Origin of the sequence: Rhodococcus sp. DMU2021, from assembly GCF_019641445.1 — a bacterium.
In the GTDB taxonomy this organism is placed as follows: Bacteria; Actinomycetota; Actinomycetes; order Mycobacteriales; family Mycobacteriaceae; genus Rhodococcus; species Rhodococcus pyridinivorans.
Genome location: NZ_JAIFKB010000008.1, coordinates 22922 through 38291 on the forward strand (window position 1 = coordinate 22922; position 15370 = coordinate 38291).

The window sequence follows — 15370 nt, forward strand, 5'->3', positions numbered from 1 at the left end:
GCAGTGACAGGTGCATACGTTCAGCCGATCGCGCCGGTCGGCGGGTCGCTCGCGTGGTCGGCACTGGTGGCGGTACTCCCGCTGCTGACCATGCTCGTCCTGCTCGCCGTCTTCCGACTGCGGTCGCATTCGGCCGCGGGAATCGCGGTGGTCGTGGCCCTGATCGTGGGCACCGCCGTCTACGGCATGCCGGTCGGGTCCGCGCTCAGTGCCGGTGTCGAAGGTGCGGTCTTCGGTCTCTTCCCGATCATGTGGACGGTGGTCAACGCCGTCTGGGTGTACCGGCTCACCGTCGAATCCGGGCACTTCGACGTCCTCACCCGCGCCTTCGGGCGAATATCCCCGGATCCGCGGATCCTCACCATCGTCATCGCCTTCCTGTTCGGCGCGCTGCTCGAGGCGGTCGCCGGTTTCGGCACCCCCATCGTCGTCGCGACCGTCGTGCTCATCGGTGCCGGTCTGCCGCCGGTGCGTGCGGCCGCGGCGTCGCTGCTCGCCAACTCGGTCGTCACCCCGCTCGGCGTCATGGGCACACCGATCCTGACGATGTCGCGCGTCTCGGAGATCCCGATCGACGAGATCGGACCGGTCGTCGCGCGTCAGGTCTGCCTGCTCGCGGTGTTCGTCCCGCTCGTGCTGGTCGCGGTGGTCGGCGGATGGCGCGGAGTTCGCGAGACGTGGCCGGTCGCGCTCGTCGTCGGACTTGCCTTCGGCGCCGCCCAGTTCGTGTGCGCGAGCTATCTCACCGTGGGGCTGAGCAACATCGCCGGTGCCGTGGCCGGTCTGCTCGTGCTGCTGGTCGCGGTGAAGGTGCATCCCATGCATCGGGAGGCCCGCCGGGCCGCATCCGACCGGATCCACGACTCGCGTCGACGCGTCGTCGAGGCGTTCGCCCCCTACGCCCTGATCGTGGTCGTCTTCCTCGTCAGCCGGTTCGGTCCGGTGGCGTCGCTGTTGTCGAACGCGAGCCTGTCGTTCCCCTGGCCGGGTGTGGACGTGACTACGGCCGACGGGGACGTTCCCACCGCGGAGACCTTCACCATCGATCTGCTCACTGCCCCGGGCAGCCTCGTCTTCGTCGCCGCGCTGCTGTCGATACCGGTGCTGAAGGTCGCGGTGGCCGACGCGGTGCGATGCTTCGTCGCGGCGGTCGTGCAGTTGCGGTGGTCGTTCGCGACGGTGACGGCGGTCCTCGCCCTCGCGTACGTGATGAACCTGTCCGGGCAGACCGCCACGATCGGCGGTTTTCTCGCCGGTGCGGGCGTGGCGTTCGCGCTGTTGTCGCCGGTGCTCGGCTGGCTCGGCGTCGTGGTCACCGGCTCGAACACCGCCTCCAACGCGATGTTCGGCAGCCTGCAGGTCGCCGCGGCCCAGCAGTCGGGACTCGACCCGACCGTGCTGGTCGCCGGGAACATGGCCGGCGGCACCACCGGCACCCCGATCGCACTGCAGAACCTCGCGCTGGTGTCGTCGGTGAAGGGACTGTCCGGCAAGGACGGGCTGCTCATGCGCCGGATCTGGCCGCTGAGCATCGCCGGTCTCGCGGTGCTCGCCGTCCTCGTGTGGCTGCAGTCCACCTCGGTGCTGGGCTGGATGGTGCCTTGACGCTGCAGTTGTGCAGTGACGAACGTCGGCGTGCCGCGAACGCCTGTTTCGTGCGGGGTGCACTAGCGTTGTCGGAGTGGTTCGTGCACAACCGATACTGACCCCGCTCACCGAAGCGGCGATCTTCCTCGTCGTCACCGTCGACGAGGGCGCAGAGGACACCGTGCGGGATCTGCTCGAAGATCTCTCGGGCCTGCGCCGCTCGGTCGGTTTCCGCATCCCGGAGGGCGGCCTGTCGGTCGTCACCGGCATCGGCTCGGATATGTGGGACCGGCTGTTCGACGGCCCCCGGCCCGCCGGACTGCATCCGTTCGTCCCGCTCGACGGCGGTCGGCACCAGGCCCCCTCGACCCCCGGCGACCTGTTGTTCCACCTCCGCGCGTCGACGATGGACCTGTGCTTCGAACTCGCCGCGAAGATCAACGATAGGCTGCGCGGTGCGGCTCGGGTCGTCGACGAGACGCACGGCTTCCGCTATTTCGAACGCCGCGACCTGCTCGGCTTCGTCGACGGAACCGAGAACCCCGAGGACGACGAGGCCGTCGAGGCGGCCCTGGTCTCCGACGAGGATCCGGACTTCGCCGGCGGTAGCTACGTCGTCGTCCAGAAATACCTGCACGACCTCGCGTCGTGGAACTCGTTGACCGTCGAGGAGCAGGAGCGGGCGATCGGCCGGACCAAGCTCGACGACATCGAGCTCGACGACGAGACCAAACCCGCGAATTCGCATGTCGCACTGAACGTGATCGTCGACGAGAACGGGGTCGAGCAGCAGATCGTGCGCGCGAACATGCCGTTCGGCAGCTTCGGCGCCGACGAGTTCGGCACCTACTTCATCGGTTACTCGGCCACCCCGGAGGTGACCGAGCAGATGCTGCGCAACATGTTCCTGGGCAGCCCGCCCGGCAACACCGACCGCATCCTGGACTTCTCCACCGCGGTGACGGGATCGCTGTTCTTCTGCCCCTCGCTGGAGTTCCTCGAAGATCTTCCGCCGTCACCGGCGGAAGTTCCCTCCCACGAAGATCCGAGTGCCTCGACCGCCGGCCGGCCTGCCGACGGATCACTCGGAGTTGGCGCTCTGCGAAGGAGTTCGACCCTGTGAACAATCTGTATCGCGACCTCGCCCCGATTTCCGAGGCAGCATGGACCGAGATCGAGGAGGAGGCCGCACGCACCTTCAAGCGACACGTCGCCGGGCGCACCGTCGTCGACTTCTCCGGACCGCACGGCACCGACTTCGCGGCGGTGGGTCTCGGCCGCACCCGCGAGATCGAACCCCCGGCCGCCGGAGTGCGGGCGCGTCAGCACCGCGTCGCGCCGGTCGTCGAACTGCGAGTGCCGTTCACGCTGTCGCGCGAGGAGATCGACAGCGTCGAGCGCGGTTCCCGCGACATCGACCTCGACCCCGTCAAGGAAGCGGCCCGCCAGATCGCCTTCGCCGAGGACCGCGCGATCTTCGAAGGCTACGCGGCCGCGGGTATCGAGGGCATCCGGGCGTCGTCGTCGAACCCGTCCCTGCAGCTGCCCGAGGATCCCCGCGACTTCCCGGAGATCATCAGCCAGGCGCTGTCGCAGCTGCGACTGGCGGGTGTGGGTGGCCCGTACTCGATCCTGCTCGGCGCCGACGAGTACACCAAGGTCAGCGAGACGTCCGATCACGGCTACCCGATCCGCGAACAACTGCGCCGCCTCATCGACGGCGACCTCATCTGGGCCCCGGCGATCGACGGCGCGTTCGTGCTGACCACGCGCGGCGGCGACTACGACCTGCAGGTCGGCCAGGATCTGTCGATCGGCTACCTCTCGCACGACGCAGAGACGGTGAACCTGTACTTCCAGGAGTCGTTCACCTTCCTCGTCTACACCGGCGAGGCCTCGGTTCCGCTGGTGCCGACGACGCTCGAACTCCCGCACTGAGCCGGTCCCGGGGCGTCCGCGCGTGCGGCGCCCCGGGTCACCGACCGTCCGGCCGGATCACGACGGCGCCGGCGCGGGTTTACCTAAGATCGTCCTGCTGTGCTGGGCGACCTTCGGCCTCGTCCTGGCGTTCGTGGCCTCCCGTCGAAAGCCGGTGTCGGAACCGGCGCGAACGGAATGACCTGAGACTTCTCATAGTAATTCGCTAAAATTATGTACATGACGACTCTTCCTGTTGCCGACGCGCGGGCGCAATTGTCACGACTGGTCGATGAGGCCGAGCGCACACACGAGCGATTCGAGATCACCCGCAACGGGCACCGCGCCGCGGTGCTTCTCGGTGCCGACGATTACGACGCGATGCAGGAGACGATCGCGGTGTTGTCGGATACGGATCTGCTGCGGGCGCACGTCGAGGGCCGAACGGAGGTCGAGTCGGGAGACGTCGTCGATGTACAGGAATTGACGCAGCTGATGCGTGATGCTCGGTCGTCCGAGGAATGAGCACTCCGGACCACCCGTATCGGCTGGTGATGGCGAGGTCGGCTGCACGCGCCATGGCGAGGTCGTTGCCGGAGAAGGTAGCAACTGCGGTATACGAGTTCGTCACAGGACCCCTTCTCGAGAATTCGAAGCGGGTGGGGAAGCCGTTGAATCCGCCTCTTGCGCCGGCGTACAGCGCCCGGCGAGGTGAATATCGCGTCCTGTATCTGATCGATGATGCGAACCGCACGGTCGAGGTCACCGCGATTTCGCACCGTGCCGATGCGTATCGATAGAAGACGGTCGGACAGTGCTGCCGCGAGCCGTCGGGGTTGCGGCAGCTACCGAGCTGTCAGAGTGCTCCGGCCTTCAACGCCGCCGCGTTGACGCGCACGAGCGCGGCGTGCAGGTCCTGGAGTTCGTCGAGCCCGACACCGAGGGCATCGACGACCTGTCCCGGCACCGACTCGGCCTCGGCACGCAGCGCCCGGCCGGCGTCGGTGAGCTCGAGGACGAGTTGCCGTTCGTCGGCCGCGCTGCGCGCGCGGGTGATCAGGCCCAGCGCCTCGAGTCGCTTGAGCAGGGGAGACAGCGTGGGCGAGTCGAGCTGGAGTAACTGCCCCACTTCCTTGCTCGTCAGCGGCGAGCGTTCCCACAGGGCGAGCATCACCAGGTACTGCGGGTGGGTCAGTCCCAGCCTGTCGAGGATCGGTCGATAGACCGCGAGCACGGCGCGGTTCGCCACGGCGAGAGCGAAACACACCTGCCGCTCCAGCGCGAGAGGATCATCACCGGAAGCAGGGAGGTGGGTGGCCGGGGACTCGACGCTCATGAACCGACGATACCGAACCGGTATATCCCGGCCCGGGTTCTCCCGGGTGCGACGATCCTCACGGGTCGTAGTCGGGATAGGTCGTGTGCAGCCTCAGGTAGCCGGTGACGTTCTCGCCCAACCACCCTTCGCTCTCCTCCGGTGTCACGCCGTCGCAGACCGCGTCGCCCTCGATGCAGATCCGTTCGACGGCGATCGTGCCGAAGTCGTCGCGACCGCCACCGAGCGTGATGCCCGGGACGACCTCGCCCGGGAACAGCGTTTCGACTCCCCGGGTGTCACGCGGGTCGGAGTACAGCACACCGCTGATCCGCTCCGGCGGCACCGAACCGTCGGCCGCGATCTCGGCGAGGACGTCGCCGGCGATCGACGCGCCCTGCGAGTAACCGAGGACGACGAGCTCGCTGTCGGGGCACGAACCGTGCCGGACGGTGATCGTCTCGCGCAGGCGCTGATGCCCGATCCTCTTGGACTCGTCGTACGCGAGTCGCCCCGATCCCTCGCTCGACCCGGACTCCGGCACCGGAACCACGACGGCGGGATAGCGGATGTGCTCGACCACCGTGCCGGGTGCCGCGTACCGCGCCGAGATCTTCGCGAGGGGTGAATCGGGATCGATCGAATCCGGGGTGTCGATGTTGCGGGTTCCGTCGACCGCGATGACGAACCGCTCCGGGCACGGACGGAAGGTCTCCGCGCCGGCGGTGGGCGCGGTGCCGTCAGTGGCGGCGGCGACGACGGGTCCGGTCAGGCCGAGGGCGAGTCCTGCGATGATCGCCAGGACACGACGACAAGCGAAGTCGGGCATGGCAGTCTCCTGTGATCGACCCCGACACCGATGACTACCGCACGAGAATATCGTCCGATTTGACGTATTTCTCGCCGGCGAAACGCTACTCCGAGTGTAGTTGGTTACAAAGTCACAGACCGAACGTTCGGAATTTTCGAGCGGTTCGATCAAGCAAGTCCGGTACTCCGCAGGGTGATGTTGAGGCGCCCCGCGGTGAGTCCGCAGCGGGAACTGCCGGTGTCCGGATACACGACCGGCACCCCGTGATAGGCGAACCGCGACGGACCGCCGAAGACGAACAGATCGCCGGACTCGAGACGCACGTCGGTGTACGGCCGGCCGCGCGACTCGGTGTTGCCGAACCGGAACAAGCAGGCATCCCCGAGACTGAGCGACACGATCGGCGCGCTCACCCGCTCGTCCTTGTCCTGATGCATCCCCATCCGCGCGTCGCGGTCGTAGAAATTGATCAGAGCGGTATCGGGCTCGTACCCGCCCCCGGCCGCCGGATCGTCGTAGGCATCGGCGACGGCACGCCGCCCGAGTTCGACGAGCCGGTCGGGAAGCGGCGGAACGGGAGCGTCGTCGACATCGACCGCGGTGCGGGTGTAGCGGTACGGCGACCAGTGCCATCCGAGGCACACCGTGCTCACCGACATCCGTCCGCCACCCGGAAGCAGGGTGTGCCGCATCGGCGCCGGCGGGCGCGCCCAATCACGACACAGCTCGACGAGCTCGCGCTGTTCGCCCGGGTCGAGCCAGTCGGGCACATGCACGGCGCCCGGCGCGATCTCGCGTCGCGGACGGGAGACGGAGAACAATTCGTCCATCCCGGGTGCTCGACCTCCGTGCGTGTGAGCGGTACCTACAGCCGGTGATACGTGTAGACAGGTTCAGTACCAACTGTGCCGCACGGGACGGCACTGCGATTCGACGGGGAGGTATCAGCGATGAAGGTCGAAGGCAGAGTGGCCGTCGTGACAGGCGGGGGCGGCGGAATCGGCGGCGCCATCGCTGCCGGCCTCGTCGAGCGAGGTGCACGAGTGGTGGTCGCCGACCTCGACGAACACGCGGCGCAGCGCGTCGTCGCGACGCTCGAGGAGGAGACGCCGGGGAGCGCCGTCGCGGTGGCGGCGGACGTCTCCGACGACGAACACATCCGCGGCCTCGTCGAGCGCGCCGAAGCGGAGTTCGGTCCCGTGGACCTGTACTTCGCCAACGCGGGTGTCACCGGTGTGCCCGGCCTGGAGATCGAGGACTCGGTCTGGGAGCAGTCCTTCGACGTCAACCTGCGCGCACACATCCGTGCGGCGCGACTGCTGGTACCCCGATGGGTCGAACGTGGCGAGGGCTATTTCGTGGGCACGGCGTCGGCGGCCGGCCTGCTCACACAGATCGGCTCGGCCACCTACTCGGTCACCAAGCACGCGGCCGTCGGTTTCGCCGAGTGGCTGTCGGTGACCTACGGCGACAAGGGTGTGAGGGTGAGCTGCCTGTGCCCGATGGGCGTCAACACACCTCTGCTGTACTCGGGGGACGCATCCGGGCACGCACTCGGTGAACTCGCCACCCGGGCCGTCACGACCGCCGGTGCGGTGCTCGAACCCGTCGACGTCGCGGAGACGGTGTTCGCGGCAATGGAGGAGGAGCACTTCCTGATCCTTCCGCACCCGGAGGTCCTCGAGATGTACCGGAACAAGGGCGCCGACTACGACCGGTGGCTGCGCGGCATGCGTCGCTACCGTCAGGCCCTCGAGGAGTCGACTCCCACCGATTCGTGAAATCGATTGCCCCTGCCCACGTTGGTGTCCTAGCGTCACCGGTCATGACATCCGTCGACACCGTTCGCGGTCCTCTCGACACGGGCCGTCTGGGCAGAGTCCTCATGCACGAGCACGTCTTCGTACTCGGCGAGGAGATCCGCACCAACTTTCCCGACTACCCGAGCCCGTGGGACGAGGACGAACGCGTCGACGACGCGGTCGCGAAGTTGAAGGCGTTGTCGGAGCGCGGCATCGACACGATCGTCGATCCCACGGTGGTCGGTCTCGGCCGGTACATTCCGCGTATCCAGCGCGTCGCCGAACGGGTGGACATCTCCATCGTCGTCGCGACGGGCCTGTACACCTACAACGACCTGCCGTTCCAGTTCCACAACGTCGGGCCGGGGTTGCTGGTGGACGGACCGGAGCCGCTCACCGAACTGTTCGTGAAAGACATCCGCGAGGGCATCGCCGGCACGGGGGTGCGTGCAGGAATGCTCAAGTGCGCCATCGAGATTCCGGGACTCACGCCGGGCGTCGAGCGCGTGATGCGAGCGGTGGGGCAGGCGCACGTCGAGACCGGTGTGCCGATCACGGTGCACACCAATCCGCATACCGGGTCGGGGCAGGTGGCGCAGCGGGTGCTCGCGGAGGAAGGTGTCGACCTCACCAAGGTGGTGATCGGGCACAGCGGTGATTCGACCGATCTGGACTACCTGCGTCGCATTGCCGACGCCGGTTCGATTCTCGGGATGGACCGCTTCGGCCTCGATCTGCTGTTGCCGTTCGAGCAGCGCGTCGACACGGTGGTCGCGCTCGTGGAGGCCGGTTACACCGAGCGCATGGTGCTCTCGCACGATGCGTCGTGCTTCATCGACTGGTTCCCGCACGACGTGAAGCAGACCGCCGTGCCCAACTGGAACTACAACCACATCAGCGACGAGGTGCTGCCGGCCCTGCGCGAACGGGGCGTGACCGACGAGCAGATCACCACGATGCTCGTGGACAATCCGAGGCGGATCTTCGAACGCTGAAGCGGCGTAGGCCGCGTCGGGTAGCACCGAGGACGCTCAGGCGGCGTCGTGCAGTACCAGGCCGAGCGTGCGACGCAGGCCCGATCGGACGGTGCTCACGCCGTGCCGGACCGGCGCCCGCGACCATCCGCGCGCCGACCGGATCGGTCGGTCGCGGGTGGTGAAGATCAGCGCGTGGCCTTGCTCGAGCACGGTGACGGTGCCCCGCGACTGCGCGCGGGGCCGTTGTTCGACCAACAGGAACTCGCCGCCGGTGTAGTCGACGCCCGCCCGGTCGAGCCCGATCACGACCTGCAGTGGGAACACGAGGTCGCCGTAGAGATCGCGATGCAGGGCGTTCCAGTCGCCGGTGGCGTAGCGCAGCATCAGCGGGGTGGGGTCGGTCTGGCCGGCCGCGTGGCACATGTCGAGCCAGTCGTCGAAGTCGTCGGGCCAGGGTGCCGGATCGCCGAGGCGTTCGGCCCACGAGCGCGCGACGGGGAGCAGCTGCCGGTAGAACGCCGAGCGCAGGTGTGCGACGGCGTCGGGGACGGGTGAGCCGAAGTACTTGTAGGTGCCGTGCCCGTACCCGTAGCGGCTCATGTCGACCGTGGTGCGGAAGCGGGCGTCGTCGTCCCACAGGGCCGCGAGTTCGGTGCATTCGTCGTCGCTCAACAGCGGCCCGGTGAGGGCGCAGCCGTTCTCGTCGAGCTCGCTCGTCAGCTCGGGCAGGTTCAGTGCGTCGACGCGCGACTGCAGACTGTCGATGGTCTTCACAGGGCTCTCCTCGATCGGCACGGACACTCGTAGGGAAGACGTCGCTGCCGTCGGGAATGTGAGTACCCGGAACCGGAAGGGATCAGCGCGGCCGGTCGTCGACGAGTTTGTGCAGCAGATCGGACAGTCGTGCGCGTTCCTCGGCGTCGAGCCGGTCGAACATCTCGACGGCGTCGGCATCGCGGGCCGAGGCCAGCTCGGCCCGGATCCTGCGGCCCTCGTCGGTCAGCCGCACGCAGACCGCGCGTCGGTCGGCGGGATCGGGGAGTCGCTCGGTGAGACCCCGCGACTCCAGGCGATCGACGACCTCGGTGGCCGAGCGGGGGACGATGCGCAGTTCCTTGGCCACGACGCCGAGGCGGATGGGGTCGTCGGCGCGTCCGATGACGTCGAGCGCCCGGTACTCGTGGGGTGACAATCCCCACGGCTGGAGGAGGTCGTGCCAGCGTCGGCGCAGCGTACGCGTGGTGGTGAGGAGGAGATCGCGCAGTGCGACGGGTGAATCCGGCATGGTGGTCACAGTACCTCACTTGACGGTTAACACTCAATGAGGCAACCTCAACAAGTGCGAGTCACGAACCACGAATCGAGGTGGCGCACATGATGCAGCCCCCACCCACTCTCGGCGGCAAGCCGGGCAGCCGCGGCAGGATCGACAAGAAGGATCTCGAGCAGCTCCGCGAGGCCCCGGTGAGCCTGCGCTGTATCGGCGCCCTCTTCGCGCCCTATCGGTGGAAGATCACCCTCGTCGTCGCGCTCATCATCGCCTCGTCGGTGATCTCCCTCGCGACGCCCTTCCTCGTCCGCGCCGTCATCGACGATGCCATCCCGCACCAGAACGTGAGCCTGCTGTTGTGGGCCGTCGGCGGCATGCTGGCCGTCACCGTCGCGAGCTCGCTCCTGTCCGTCGTCCAGACCTGGATCTCCACGACCGTCGGCCAGAACGTCATGCACGGTCTGCGTACCCGGGTCTTCTCCCACCTGCAGCGACAGTCGCTGAATTTCTTCACCCGCACCCGCGGCGGTGAGATCCAGTCGCGGCTGACCAACGACATCGGTGGCATGCAGTCCGTGGTCACCAACACCGCGACCTCACTGGCGTCCAACGTCACCACCGTCGTCGGCACGGCGATCGCCATGGCGGTCCTCAGCTGGCGACTGGCTCTGCTCTCCCTGATCGTGCTCCCGCCGGCCATCTGGCTCACGCGCCGGGTCGCGCTCATGCGCCGCGCCGTCACCGCCCGTCAGCAACGGCGCCTCGCCGACATGCAGTCGCAGATCGACGAAGGACTGTCGGTCAGCGGCGTGCTGCTCGTCAAGACGCTGGGCACCGGCCCGGCACTGTCCGACAAGTTCGCCCGCACGTCGGAGGAACTCGCCGATCTCGAGGTGCACGCGCAGTTGTCCGGCCGCTGGCGCATGGCCACGATGAACATCGTCTTCGCGGCGATCCCCGCCGTCCTCTATCTCGTCGCCGGTCTGCCGGCCACCTCGGGCGGCATGACGATCGGCACCCTGGTGGCCTTCACCGGCTTGCAGGGCGCGCTGTTCCGGCCGCTGATGAGCCTGCTCGACGTCGGTGTCTCCGTCACCAGTTCGCTGGCCCTGTTCAGCCGCATCTTCGAATACCTCGACCTTCCGGTCGACATCGACGACCCGCGCGATCCGGTGCCCGTCGACCCTGCGACCGTCGCCGGCCGGGTGCGGTTCGAGAACGTGAGCTTCCGCTACGAAGGAGCGCACCGCAACGCCCTCGACGGCATCGATCTCGACGTCCCGGCGGGGGCGCAGGTCGCGCTCGTCGGCGAGACCGGCTCGGGCAAGACCACGCTCGGCTCGCTCGTCGCACGACTGTACGACCCGGTCGAGGGACGCGTGAGCATCGACGGTGTCGACCTGCGCGACATGAGGCTCGCCGATCTCGCCGGACTGGTCGGCGTGGTGTCGCAGGAGACCTACCTCCTCCACGCGACCGTCCGGGAGAACCTGCGCTACGCGAAGCCGGACGCGACCGACGACGAGATCGAGGCCGCGGCCCGCGCCGCACACATCCACGACCTGATCGTCTCGCTGCCGGACGGCTACGACACCGTCGTCGGCGCCCGCGGATACCGCTTCTCGGGTGGTGAGAAACAGCGACTGGCGATCGCCCGCACGCTCCTGCGCGACCCGCGTGTCCTCGTGCTCGACGAGGCGACCAGCGCCCTCGACAACGACACCGAGCACGCCGTGCAGCAGGCCCTCGACGCCGCGCGCAGCGGACGCACGACCATCACCATCGCGCACCGGCTCTCGACCGTGCGCAACGCCGACGAGATCGTGGTCCTCGACCGGGGCCACATCGTCGAACGCGGAACGCACGACGACCTCGTCGCCCGCGGTGGCCGCTACGCAATCCTCGCCGCTCGAGCCGAACGGGGTGAAGTCATCCCGTCGTCGCGGAGCGAGATCAGTCCTTCAGAGTGGCCGCGAGGGCGCGCCGCAGTTCGTTCCGGCTGATCTTGCCCACACCCGTGACCGGGAAGGCGTCGACGAACTGCACCTTGTCGGGGATCTTGTACTCGGCCAGCCCTCGCTCCCTCAGGAACTTCTTGAGCGCGAGGGCCTTCGGCGCTTCCCCCTCGGTGACGACGAAGGCGCAGGTGCGCTCGCCGAGATACTTGTCGGGCATCGACACCACCGCCGCGTCGAGCACGGCCGGGTGCGCGATCAGATGATTCTCGACCTCCTCGGCCGCGATCTTCTCGCCACCGCGATTGATCTGGTCCTTCGCGCGTCCCTCGACGACGATGTAGCCGTGCTCGGTGAGCCGGACGATGTCGCCGGTGCGGTAGAAGCCGTCCGGGGTGAATGCCATCGAATTGTGTTCCGGCGCATTGTAGTAGCCCCGGATCGTGTACGGGCCGCGGGTGAGCAGGTGGCCGGTGGTGCCCGCGGCGACGGGCTCGTCCGTGTCGTCGACGACGCGGATCTCGTCGTCGGGGCTGATCGGCCGGCCCTGGGTGGTGACGATGGTGTCCTCGTCGTCGTCGAGCCGGGTGTAGTTGACGAGACCCTCCGCCATACCGAAGACCTGCTGCAGCGTGCAGCCGAGTTCGGGGCGAACGCGTTTGGCGGCCTCGGCCGGGAACTTCGCACCACCGACCTGCAGCACCTCGAGCGACGACAGGTCGCGTTCGGTGCGGGCCCGCGCCGACAGCCACGCCTGCGCGAGGGGCGGGACGAGCGACGCCATCGTCACGCCCTCGCTCTCGATGAGGGCGAACGCGGTGTCGGGGCTCGGATCCGGAGCGAGGACGACGGTGCCGCCGGCGTGCAGCACACCGAGGATGCCCGGCGAGCTCATCGGGAAGTTGTGCGCCGCCGGCAGCGCGACCAGCATGCGGGTGTTCTCGTCCACTCCGCAGATCACCGCGGATTCGCGCACGGAGTACAGGTAATCGGCGTGGGTGCGGGGGATGAGCTTCGACGTTCCGGTCGTGCCACCCGACAGCTGCAGGAAGGCAACGTTTCCGGCGTCGTTCTCCGTGATCGGCGCCGCTTCGCGGTCGCGCAACGACCCGAGCGCAGTGAATTCCTCGGCCTCACCGGCGACCACGACCACCGGCGGATTCTCCATCTCGGAGGCGACCTGCCGGGCGAGCACGCGGTAGTCGAATCCGCCGTGTTCGGCGGCGATCACGTACGCTGCGGCGTCGCTGAACCGGCAGAAGTAGCCGATCTCCGACGCGCGGTGCGCGGGCAGGGAGAAGACGGGGAGCGCACCGAGGCGGAAGACCGCGAAGAGCACTTCGGTGTACTCGACGATGTTCGGCAACTGCAGGACTACTCGGTCGCCCTTCCGGACCCCGAGGTCGGCGAGACCGGCGGCGACGCGGGCCGAGGCGTCGTCGAGTTCGCGGTAGGTGATGCGCCGCCAGGTGCCCGTCGCGTCGTGTCCGACGACGGCGATGCGACCGGCGAACCGGGCGGCGCGGGCCGGGAGGAATTCGCCGAAGGTCTCGTTCGTCCAGTAACCGGCTGCGCGATACCGCTCGGCGAACTCCTCGGGGTAGCGGGCGGTGTCGGCGAGCGGCGTGCGCTCGAAACCGGTTGTCACGGAACGTTTCCTTTCGGGATCAGGGTCGATGCAGGTCTGTCGGTCAGGCGCGGAGGGTGGCGCCGCCGTCGATGTAGAGCGCCTGCATGGTGATGTGACGAGCACGATCGGACAGCAGGAACTCGATGGCCTCGGCGATGTCGGCGGGCTCGGCGATGCGGCCGAGGGGGATGCCGACCTTGAACTGCGACAGGTCACCTTCGATGGCGCTGCGTGCGCCGGCGTCGTCGTTGGGGTCCTCCCACAGCGAGCGCTGCATGGCGGTGTCGGTGGAACCCGGCGCGACGATGTTGGCGCGGATCCCGTATTGCGCCAGCTCGAGTCCGAGGATCCGGACGATCATCGTGGACGCGGCCTTGGACGATCCGTAGGCGCCCATGCCCATGCGCGGCACGCCCGCGGAGTTCGATCCGACGACGACGATCGAACCCGACCTCCGCTCCCGCATGGCCCGTCCGACCGAACGCAGGACCGACAGCAGGCCGGTGACGTTGACGTCGTACATGTGCTGCCAGTCCTCGGGATCGGAGTCGAGCACCGAGCCCGTGGTGAAGACACCTGCGACGTGCGCGAGATGCTCGATCGGTCCGTGCTCGGATTCGATGTTCTCGACGAGGTAGGCGACGGCGTCGTGGTCGCGGATGTCGACGGGGTAGGTGGGGACGGAGCCGCCGAGCAGCGCGACAGTCTTGCGCAGTCCTTCGGCGTTGCGGTCGGCGAGCACGAGACGGTGACCGGCACGCGCCAGGGCCTCGGCGGTCGCGCGGCCGATACCCTGCGCGGCTCCGACGACGAGCGTGACGGGGGATGGTGCGGTCTCGGTCATCGGAGTACTCCCAGTGCATCGAGGACGGTGCCGAACTTGACGGTCGTCTCGGCCAGTTCGTCGGCAGGGTCGGAGTCGGCGACGATACCGCCCCCGGCGTAGGCCGTGAGCCCGACACCGTCGGCATCGAGGACGGCGCAGCGGATCGTGACCAACCATTCGCCGTCGCCCGCGGCGTCGCACCATCCGAGGGCACCGGCGTAGAAGCCCCGGTCACCCTCGGTCGCGAGGATCAGATCGCGGGCGGCCGCGGTCGGCGTGCCGCAGATCGCGGGGGTGGGGTGCACCGCGAGTGCGAGATCGAGGGCCGTGACACCCGGATCGTGCAGGCGACCCTCGATGGGAGTGCCGAGATGCCACAGCTGGCGCGTGCTCGTCACGGTCGGCTGCTCGGGGATGTCGAGGTCGACACACAACGGTTCGAGCGCGGCGCGGATCGCATCGATCACGTGCGCGTGCTCGGCGAGGTTCTTCGCGGAGCCGGCGAGCCTGTCGGCCGTCGCCCGATCGATCCCGGGGTCGCAATGCCGCGGTGCGGATCCGGCGAGGGGGTGAGCGGTGACCCGATCTCCGCGACGGCGCACGAGCACCTCCGGGCTCGACCCAACCAGGTGACGTCCCGTCCACACGCCACCGGCTGCTGTGAGGTCGACGAGGAAGCCGTTGTGCAGCGGATCGTTTCGCGTGAGAGCGACGAGGAGGTCGTGCGGGGTGACGGGCCGGTCGGCGCGCAGGGCGAGTGCCCGGGCCAGGACCACCTTGAGAAGGTCGTTGTCGTCCGAGCGGAGCAGGCGCAGTACGGTCTCGACCCGATCGATGTGCTCACCTTCCGACGGCAATGCGCCCGTGATCGTGATCGGGGGCAGGTCGGCGGCCGGTGCGTCGTAGTGCGCGGGGGAGTGATGGAGTGTGTTCGGAGCGGTCAGTGCGGCCGGACCGTCGGGTGCGAAGGGCAGTGCTCCGACGATCGCGGCGACCTGTCCGGTGCGCAGGGCGTCGGCGGCGGCGGACGCGCGGTCGAAGTGTTCGCTCACGCCTTCGGCGATCACCGTGCCGTGCGGGCGGGACAGGACGAACGGGTGCGCGACGGGCCGCTCGGCCCGGTCGGTAGCGGTTGCGCCGAGGACCGGCACTTGCATTCTCGTACCTTCCGGTTGAGGAGGTCTGCTGGCAGGACCGCGCCACAGGACACACGATCACTGAGCAACATATACGGTAAGCCTAACCTTTGGTACTGTGCCCTCCGGCGCCGCAGCGCGCAC

General features: G+C 68.3%; 16 protein-coding genes. 8 read left to right on the forward strand and 8 right to left on the reverse strand.

The window, feature by feature from the left end; all coding sequences use genetic code 11:
* Positions 1–3: 3 nt before the first annotated feature.
* The 5 genes from K3M35_RS13150 (at position 4) to K3M35_RS13170 (ending at position 4304) form a co-directional block, all read left to right on the forward strand.
* Complete coding sequence (locus K3M35_RS13150; RefSeq protein WP_024102976.1) at positions 4–1605, forward strand: L-lactate permease; 1602 nt, start codon at positions 4–6, stop codon at positions 1603–1605.
* A gap of 76 nt (positions 1606–1681) precedes the next feature.
* The gene (locus K3M35_RS13155; RefSeq protein WP_220666524.1) at positions 1682–2710 is read left to right on the forward strand and encodes a Dyp-type peroxidase; all 1029 of its coding nucleotides are present in this window, start codon (positions 1682–1684) and stop codon (positions 2708–2710) included.
* Positions 2707–3525: a family 1 encapsulin nanocompartment shell protein gene (locus tag K3M35_RS13160; protein ID WP_006551857.1), complete on the forward strand. Its 819-nt coding sequence runs from the start codon at positions 2707–2709 to the stop codon at positions 3523–3525. Before K3M35_RS13155 ends, K3M35_RS13160 begins: the two co-directional genes overlap by 4 nt.
* 213 nt (positions 3526–3738) lie before the next feature.
* Entirely contained in the window at positions 3739–4029 is a 291-nt protein-coding gene (locus K3M35_RS13165; protein WP_006551856.1) for a type II toxin-antitoxin system Phd/YefM family antitoxin, read from the forward strand.
* Positions 4030–4082: 53 nt separating this feature from the next.
* Positions 4083–4304, forward strand: coding sequence for a type II toxin-antitoxin system RelE/ParE family toxin (locus K3M35_RS13170; protein WP_372477525.1), 222 nt, complete (start codon positions 4083–4085; stop codon positions 4302–4304).
* Between the two features lie 56 nt (positions 4305–4360).
* Here K3M35_RS13170 and K3M35_RS13175 read toward each other — a convergent pair whose 3' ends face one another.
* From K3M35_RS13175 to K3M35_RS13185, 3 genes are all read right to left on the reverse strand, one after another.
* Positions 4361–4840: a MarR family winged helix-turn-helix transcriptional regulator gene (locus K3M35_RS13175; RefSeq protein WP_006551854.1), complete on the reverse strand. Its 480-nt coding sequence runs from the start codon at positions 4838–4840 to the stop codon at positions 4361–4363.
* A 58-nt stretch (positions 4841–4898) separates the two neighbouring features.
* Positions 4899–5648, reverse strand: a complete 750-nt coding sequence (locus K3M35_RS13180; protein WP_052227314.1) for a cutinase family protein — start codon at positions 5646–5648, stop codon at positions 4899–4901.
* Positions 5649–5797: 149 nt separating this feature from the next.
* Complete coding sequence (locus K3M35_RS13185) at positions 5798–6460, reverse strand: alpha-ketoglutarate-dependent dioxygenase AlkB (protein WP_024102984.1); 663 nt, start codon at positions 6458–6460, stop codon at positions 5798–5800.
* Positions 6461–6580: 120 nt separating this feature from the next.
* On the opposite strand from K3M35_RS13185, the gene K3M35_RS13190 reads away from it, so the two are divergent.
* Both K3M35_RS13190 and K3M35_RS13195 read left to right on the forward strand, forming a co-directional pair.
* Positions 6581–7411, forward strand: a complete 831-nt coding sequence (locus K3M35_RS13190) for an SDR family oxidoreductase (protein WP_064060431.1) — start codon at positions 6581–6583, stop codon at positions 7409–7411.
* A 44-nt stretch (positions 7412–7455) separates the two neighbouring features.
* Positions 7456–8427, forward strand: coding sequence for a phosphotriesterase (locus K3M35_RS13195; protein ID WP_006551850.1), 972 nt, complete (start codon positions 7456–7458; stop codon positions 8425–8427).
* Between the two features lie 36 nt (positions 8428–8463).
* On the opposite strand, the gene K3M35_RS13200 is transcribed toward K3M35_RS13195, so the two are convergent.
* A complete protein-coding gene (locus tag K3M35_RS13200) occupies positions 8464–9183 on the reverse strand; it encodes a 2OG-Fe(II) oxygenase (protein WP_064060440.1) in 720 nt (239 codons plus the stop codon).
* Between the two features lie 82 nt (positions 9184–9265).
* Positions 9266–9694, reverse strand: a complete 429-nt coding sequence (locus tag K3M35_RS13205) for a MarR family winged helix-turn-helix transcriptional regulator (protein ID WP_033096969.1) — start codon at positions 9692–9694, stop codon at positions 9266–9268.
* A gap of 89 nt (positions 9695–9783) precedes the next feature.
* On the opposite strand from K3M35_RS13205, the gene K3M35_RS13210 reads away from it, so the two are divergent.
* Positions 9784–11682, forward strand: a complete 1899-nt coding sequence (locus tag K3M35_RS13210) for an ABC transporter ATP-binding protein (RefSeq protein WP_220666525.1) — start codon at positions 9784–9786, stop codon at positions 11680–11682.
* On the opposite strand, the gene K3M35_RS13215 is transcribed toward K3M35_RS13210, so the two are convergent.
* From K3M35_RS13215 to K3M35_RS13225, 3 genes are read right to left on the reverse strand one after another with little or no spacing between them, the layout of a single operon-like run.
* Positions 11633–13282 (reverse strand): (2,3-dihydroxybenzoyl)adenylate synthase, encoded by a 1650-nt coding sequence (locus tag K3M35_RS13215; RefSeq protein WP_071936283.1) that lies wholly within the window; start codon positions 13280–13282, stop codon positions 11633–11635. The two genes, K3M35_RS13210 and K3M35_RS13215, sit on opposite strands and share 50 nt — an antisense overlap.
* A 43-nt stretch (positions 13283–13325) precedes the next feature.
* Positions 13326–14108: a 2,3-dihydro-2,3-dihydroxybenzoate dehydrogenase gene (locus K3M35_RS13220; protein WP_220666526.1), complete on the reverse strand. Its 783-nt coding sequence runs from the start codon at positions 14106–14108 to the stop codon at positions 13326–13328.
* Positions 14105–15247 (reverse strand): isochorismate synthase MenF, encoded by a 1143-nt coding sequence (locus K3M35_RS13225; RefSeq protein ID WP_024102991.1) that lies wholly within the window; start codon positions 15245–15247, stop codon positions 14105–14107. The genes K3M35_RS13220 and K3M35_RS13225 overlap by 4 nt, the downstream gene beginning before the upstream one ends.
* Positions 15248–15370 lie beyond the last annotated feature (123 nt).